The organism is Enterovirga sp. CN4-39, assembly GCF_049446235.1.
Taxonomy (GTDB): Bacteria; Pseudomonadota; Alphaproteobacteria; order Rhizobiales; family Beijerinckiaceae; genus Enterovirga.
Map to the genome: position 1 here is coordinate 1 of NZ_JBMSEF010000045.1, position 6464 is coordinate 6464.

Here is a 6464-nt window from a genome sequence, read left to right on the forward strand (position 1 = left end):
CCACCGCCCTGCGGGCGGTCCCCCTCCCCCTGGGGGGGCGGAGCGGCGGCGGCGCCGTCCCGGCTCCAGCCGGAACGATGGCGGTCGAGACATGAGCGCGGCTTTCGACAAGGCGGAACTCCTCCGCCGCTTCCACGACATGGCGGCACGGGGCGAGCCGATCGTCGGCGGCGGCGCCGGCACGGGGCTGTCGGCCAAGTGCGAGGAGGCCGGCGGCATCGACCTGATCGTCATCTACAATTCCGGCCGCTTCCGCATGTCGGGCCGCGGCTCGCTGTCGGGCATGATGCCTTACGGCGACGCCAATGCGATCGTGATGGAGATGGCGGCCGAGGTGCTGCCCGTCGTCCGCAAGACGCCGGTCCTCGCGGGAATCTGCGGCACCGATCCCTTCCGCCGCATGGAGGTGTTCCTCGACGAGGTGATCCGGGTCGGCTTCGCGGGCGTGCAGAACTTCCCGACCGTCGGGCTGATCGACGGCACCTTCCGGCAGAACCTCGAAGAGACCGGGATGGGCTACGGCCTCGAGGTCGAGATGGTGGCGGTGGCGAACCGCAAGGGCCTCCTGACCACCCCCTACGTGTTCTCGGAGGAGGACGCGCGCGCCATGGCTTCGGCCGGGGCCGACATCATCGTCTGCCACATGGGGCTGACCACCGGCGGCAGCATCGGGGCCGAGACGGCCCTGAAGCTCGAGGATTGCCCGGAGCGCGTCGACAGGTGGGCGGCGGCCGCCCGGGCCGTGAAGGAGGACGTGCTCGTCCTTGTCCATGGCGGCCCCGTCGCGGAGCCCGCCGACGCCGATTTCATCATGCGCAACACCCGGATCTGCCACGGCTTCTACGGCGCCTCCTCGATGGAGCGGCTGCCCGTCGAGGTGGCGATCCGCGACCAGACCCGAGCCTTCAAGATGATCGGGCGAGGTCGGCCGTGACTGGGGCTGCCCCCTCCGTCGGCCCTGCGGGCCGCCACCTCCCCCTGCGAGGGAGGAGACGAGGCGGCGCGGTCCGCGTCTCCTCCCCCGCAGGGGGAGGGGGACCAGGCGCAGCCTGGTGGAGGGGGCTACTCACGCATCGAAACAAGAAATCAGAACGGGGGAGACATCCGAGATGACCGGGCAGCTGATCGGCGCATTGATCCTCTGGCTGATCGTGGCGGTGATCGTCATCGCGATCGCCGTCTACCTGGTGAACTGGCTCTACCGGCGCTCCTCGAAGGAGGTGTCCTTCGTCCGCACCGGCCTCTTCGGCGAGCGGGTGGTGATCAATGGCGGCGCCTTCGTGCTGCCCATCATCCACGACGTCACCCCCGTGAACATGAACGTGCTGCAACTGGCCGTCACGCGCGCCAAGGAGGATGCGCTCATCACGCGGGACCGCATGCGAGTCGACGTGGATGCGGAGTTCTACGTCCGCGTGCGGCCGCAGCGCGAGGCGGTGGCGATCGCGGCCGCCACCCTCGGCCGGCGCACGCTCCAGCCCGACCAGCTGAATTCGCTCCTGTCGGGCAAGTTCATCTCGGCGCTGCGCACGGCGGCCTCCGAGATGACCATGGAGGAGATGCACGAGCAGCGCGGCCTCTACGTGCAGCGCGTCAAGGAGGCGGCTGCCGAGGTGCTCGACCAGAACGGGCTGCAGCTGGAATCCGTCGCGCTGACCGACCTCGACCAGACCGACCTGCAATATTTCAACCCGTCCAACCGCTTCGACGCGGCGGGCCTGACCCGGATCATCGAGGAGATCGAGGAGAAGCGGAAGCTGCGCAACGACATCGAGCAGGACTCGATGATCCGCATCCGCACCCGCAACCTCGAGGCGGAACGGCAGGCCCTCGACATCGAGCGCGACAGCGAGGCGGCGCGGCTGGAGCAGCAGCGCGAGATCGAGATCAGGCGCGCGGTGCAGCGCGCCGAGGTCGCCCGCGAGCGGGCCCTGCGCGACACGGAGGCCGAGGAGGCGCAGATCCAGGCGCGCGAGGCGATCGAGAAGGCGCGCATCCTGAACGAGCGCGCGGTCAGCGAGGCCCGGATCGCCTCCGAGCGCGACATCCGCCAGCAGGAGATCGAGCGCACCCGCACGGTCGAGGAGGCGGAGATCGCCGCCCGCGAGGTGATCGAGCGCGCCCGGATCGCCAACGAGCAGGTCATCAACGCGGCCCGTATCGCGTCCGAGCGGGAGATCCGGAGCCAAGAGATCGAGCGCGGCCGGCTGCTGGAAGCGGCCGAGATCGCGGCGCGCGAGGCGACGGAGCGCGCCCGCGTCCTGCAGGAGGCAGCGGTCAGCGCCGAGCGCATTGCCCGCGAGCAGGAGACCCGGAACCTCGAGATCGAGCGCACCCGGACCCTCGACCAGGAGGAGATCGCCGCGCGCGAGGCCGTGGATACCGCCCGCATCGCCCAGGAGGAGCGCGTCCGGGCGATGCAGATCGCCCGGAACCGGGCGCTCGACGAGGCCGAGATCGCCGCCCGGGAGGCGATCGAGAAGGCCCGGATCGCCCAGGAGGACGCAATCACGGTCGACCGCGTCGCGCTCGAGGAGCGCAAGCGCCTGCTGGAGATCGGGCGCGAGCTGGCCGTCGAAGAGGCCGAGATCGCGTCCCGCGAGACGGTGGAGCGCAAGCGCATCGCGCAGGAGCGCACCGTCTCGGCCGAGCGCATCCAGCGCGACGAGGAGGTGCGCGGCCTCGAGATCGCCCGTAACCGGGCGATCGACACGGCCGAGATCAGCGCCCGCGAGGCCGTCGAGGCGGCCCGCATCGCGCAGGACAAGGCGGTGAACGCGGAGCGGATCGCGGCCGATCTCGCCACCAAGGAGCTGGAGATCCGGCGCGCCGAGGAGCTCGATGCGGCCGAGATCAAGCGGCGCGACGCGGTCGAGCGCCAGCGCATCGCGACCGAGCTCGCGCTCGAACAGGAGCGCATCGCGTCGGCCCGGACGCGCGAGCTGCTGCAGATCGACCAGAAGCGCGTGATCGAGATCGCCGAGGAGGAGCGCGCCATCACGCTCGCCGGCAAGCGGGTGGAGCGCACGGAGGCGGACCGCTCGCTGCGGCAGGCCGAGATCGTCACCCGGCAGGAGGTCGAGCGGGCCGACGTCACGCGCGAGCAGGCGCTCGAGGCCGCCCGCCTGGAGCGCCGGCGGGCGATCGAACAGCTCGAGGTCGCACGCACGCAGGCTTTGCAGGAGGCTCAGATCGCCTCGAACGAGGAGGTCGAGCGCGCCCGGATCGCGTCGGACCGGGGGCTCGACGAGGCGCGGGTCGGCCGCCAGCGCGACCTTCGCAAGCTCGAGATCGCCCGCGAGCGCGACGTGGAGAGCGCCGCGATGGACAAGGCGATCACGCTGTTCGCCAAGTCGCTGGAGGAATCGGCGGCCCAGGCCCGCGCCGAACAGGCCCGCGCCGAGGCGGTCGAGGCCGAGGAGCGCGTCAAGACGGTCCGCGAGAGCGAGGAGGCGCGCCGGCGCCACACCGTCGAGGTGCTGCTGGCCCAGACGGCAGCCGAGGAGACCCGCATCGCGGCGGAGGCCGACCGGGTCCGCCGGGCGGTCGAGGCCGAGGCGCAGAAACTCCTCTACGAGGCCGAGAACGTGCTTTCCGACGGCGCCCGCTACGGCCTGTTCAGGCGGCGGCTCCTCGACCGCATCGAGGGCATCGTGCGCGAAAGCGTGAAGCCCATGGAGAAGATCGAGGGCATCCGCATCCTCCACGTGGACGGGCTGGCGGGCGTGAACGGCGGCGGGGGCGGCAACGGGCGGTCGCCCACGGACGAGGTGATCGAGTCCGCGCTACGCTACCGCGTCCAGGCGCCGATGATCGACCAGGTGCTCAAGGAGATCGGCATCGAGGGCGGCAACCTCGCCAAGATGGGCGGGCTGATGCGCGAGGCCTCCGACATGCAGCGCGTCGCCAAGGAGGCGGGCGGTGGCGCGCCGAAGCCCGACGGCGCGGCGCCCAAGAAGGCGGGCCGCGGCGGCGGGTCCGTCCCGCCGGCCGAGAAGGTCTGAGGCACGATGGCCCGCGTCTACGTCTCCAGCGTCATCCCGGCCTCCGCCGCCCGGGTCTGGGCGCGCGTGCGCGACTTCAACGGCCTGCCGAACTGGCATCCGGGCATCGCGGAGAGCCGGATCGAGAACGGCGAGCCCGCCGACCGGGTCGGCTGCATCCGGGCCTTCACGCTGCGCAACGGCGACAGGCTGCGCGAGCAGCTTCTCGGGCTCTCCGACTACGACATGTTCTGCACCTACTCGATCCTCGATTCGCCTATGCCGCTGACGAACTACGTGGCGACGCTCCGGCTGACGCCGGTCACGGATGGCGAGCGCACCTTCGTCGAGTGGTCCGCGGATTTCGACTGCGCGCCGGAGCGCGAGGCTGAGCTCGTGGCGGGCATCGGCGCCAACGTCTTCCAGGGCGGTTTCGACGCCCTCAAGCGTGCATTCGGCGGGTGAGCGGGATGCCGCGCGTGGTCCGCTCAACCATCATCGACGCGCCGGTGGACGCGCTCTGGTCGGTGCTGCGCGACTTCAACGGCCACGAGAGCTGGCACCCGATCGTCGCCAGGAGCGAGATCGAGCGCTCGCAGCCTTCCGACCGGATCGGCTGCGTCCGCCGCTTCACGCTCCAGGACGGAAGCGAACTGCGCGAGCAGCTGCTGACGCTCTCCGACCTCGAGATGACGTTCAGCTATTGCCTGCTCGATACGCCGATCCCGCTTTTCAACTACGTGGCGCATGTCCGCCTGCTGCCGGTCACGGACGGCAACCGGAGCTTCTGGCACTGGGAAAGCCGGTTCACGACCCCGCCGGGGCGGGAGGCCGAGCTCGCGGCCACGGTCGGGGACGAGGTCTACACCAACGGCATCGAGGCGGTGCGCCAGCTGCCGGCGCTCGCGCGCCAGGAGGGCTGAGCGATGCCCGTCGAGGTCAGGACCTGCCAGACGATCGCGGAGGCGGCCAGCATCCTGTCGGGGGACCGCACTGCGCGGCTGTTCGGCGGCGGCACCCTCCTCATGCGCGACGTGAACGAGGGCCGGCTCACGGAGGGAACGCTGGTGCGGATCATCGATCCGGCCTTCCGGCAGATCGCCACCGGGGGCGCGCGCATCGAGCTCGGCGCGGGCGTGACGATGGCGATGATCCTGGCGAGCCGCGATCTCGCCTTTCTCCATCCGGCCGCAGGCTCGATCGGCGGCCCGGCTTTGCGCAGCGCCGCCACGATCGGCGGCAACCTCTTCGCCGAGGCGCCCTATGGCGACTTCACGGTCGCGCTCCTTGCCCTCGATGCGCACGTGACCCTGCAGGCGGGCTATGGCGGCGGCCGCCCGATCCCGGTGGAGGAGTTCCTGGCCGGGCGCGAGCGCGGCGGCCAGGGCTTCGTCACCTCCGTAACCTTCCCGCGGCCCCAGGGCGCCGGCGACTTCCGTTTCCGGAAGGCCAGCCGGGTCAGGCCGAAGGGAATATCGGTCCTCTCCATCGCGGCCCATCTCCCGATGTCGGGCGGTCGGGTGGCGGGCGCGCGCGTTGCCTACGGGGCGATGGCGCCGACGCCCGTCCGGGCGAAGGGCGTGGAGCGGGCGCTGGAGGGCAGGGTTCTCGATACGGCGACGATCGGCGCGGCCCGCCAGGCGGCAGGCGAGGGGACGCGGCCGGCGACGGATGCGATCGCGAGCGAATGGTACCGGCGCGAGGTGCTGCCCGTGCATCTCGGCCGGCTGCTTGGAGGGGAGGGGCGATGAGCGGGTCCGACATTGGCCGCGCGCTGCCCCCTCCACCGCCCTTCGGGCGGTCCCCCTCCCCCTGCGGGGGAGGAGACGCGTCGGCGCGCTCGAGCCTTGTCGTCTTGGCGCGAAGGTTCAGCTGCCATCTCCTCCCCCGAAGGGGGAGGGGGACCATGCGAAGCATGGTGGAGGGGGCGACCCGATGACCAAGCTCCCGGTCCAGTTCCGGCTCAACGGCTCCGATCGCGCCACCTTCGTCGATCCCGCCGACAGCCTGTTGACCACGCTACGGCGCGGGCTCGGGGATTTCGCGCCGAAATACGGTTGCGGGCAGGGGACCTGCGGGGTCTGCACGGTGCTGATCGACGGCGAGCCGCACCTGTCCTGCCTCACGCTCGCATTGTCCTGCGAGGGGAGGGCGGTCGAGACCGCGTCCGGCATGGCCGACGGGCCTGACCTCCACCCGCTCCAGGCCGCCTTCATGGAGCATTTCGCCGCCCAGTGCGGATTCTGCACGCCCGGCATGCTGACCGCCGCCCGCGCGCTCCTCGCCAAGAACCCGAACCCGACCCGGGACGAGGTCATCGACGGCATCTCGGGCAATATCTGCCGTTGCACCGGCTACGAGCCGATCATCGCGGCGATCCTCGCAGCCGCGGGCGGCCGCCAGATGCGGCGGGCGTGAGGATGATGAGCGGCTGGCTCGCCCCCTCCGTCGGCCCTGCGGGCCGCCACCGCCCCCAGAGGG

The 6464-nt window shown here is 71.4% G+C and carries 6 protein-coding genes; all 6 read left to right on the forward strand.

The genetic code is table 11. The features are described from left to right. Positions 1 to 91: 91 nt before the first annotated feature. The 6 genes from ACO2SS_RS28540 (at position 92) to ACO2SS_RS28565 (ending at position 6401) form a co-directional block, all read left to right on the forward strand. Complete coding sequence (locus ACO2SS_RS28540) at positions 92 to 934, forward strand: phosphoenolpyruvate hydrolase family protein (RefSeq protein WP_423281259.1); 843 nt, start codon at positions 92 to 94, stop codon at positions 932 to 934. Between the two features lie 175 nt (positions 935 to 1109). After that, positions 1110 to 4004: a flotillin domain-containing protein gene (locus ACO2SS_RS28545; RefSeq protein ID WP_423281260.1), complete on the forward strand. Its 2895-nt coding sequence runs from the start codon at positions 1110 to 1112 to the stop codon at positions 4002 to 4004. A gap of 6 nt (positions 4005 to 4010) precedes the next feature. Then, positions 4011 to 4448, forward strand: a complete 438-nt coding sequence (locus ACO2SS_RS28550; protein ID WP_423281261.1) for an SRPBCC family protein — start codon at positions 4011 to 4013, stop codon at positions 4446 to 4448. Between the two features lie 5 nt (positions 4449 to 4453). Continuing rightward, entirely contained in the window at positions 4454 to 4906 is a 453-nt protein-coding gene (locus tag ACO2SS_RS28555) for an SRPBCC family protein (protein ID WP_423281262.1), read from the forward strand. 3 nt (positions 4907 to 4909) lie between these two features. Beyond that, positions 4910 to 5734, forward strand: coding sequence for an FAD binding domain-containing protein (locus tag ACO2SS_RS28560; RefSeq protein ID WP_423281263.1), 825 nt, complete (start codon positions 4910 to 4912; stop codon positions 5732 to 5734). A gap of 184 nt (positions 5735 to 5918) precedes the next feature. Further along, a complete protein-coding gene (locus tag ACO2SS_RS28565) occupies positions 5919 to 6401 on the forward strand; it encodes a (2Fe-2S)-binding protein (protein WP_423281264.1) in 483 nt (160 codons plus the stop codon). Positions 6402 to 6464 lie beyond the last annotated feature (63 nt).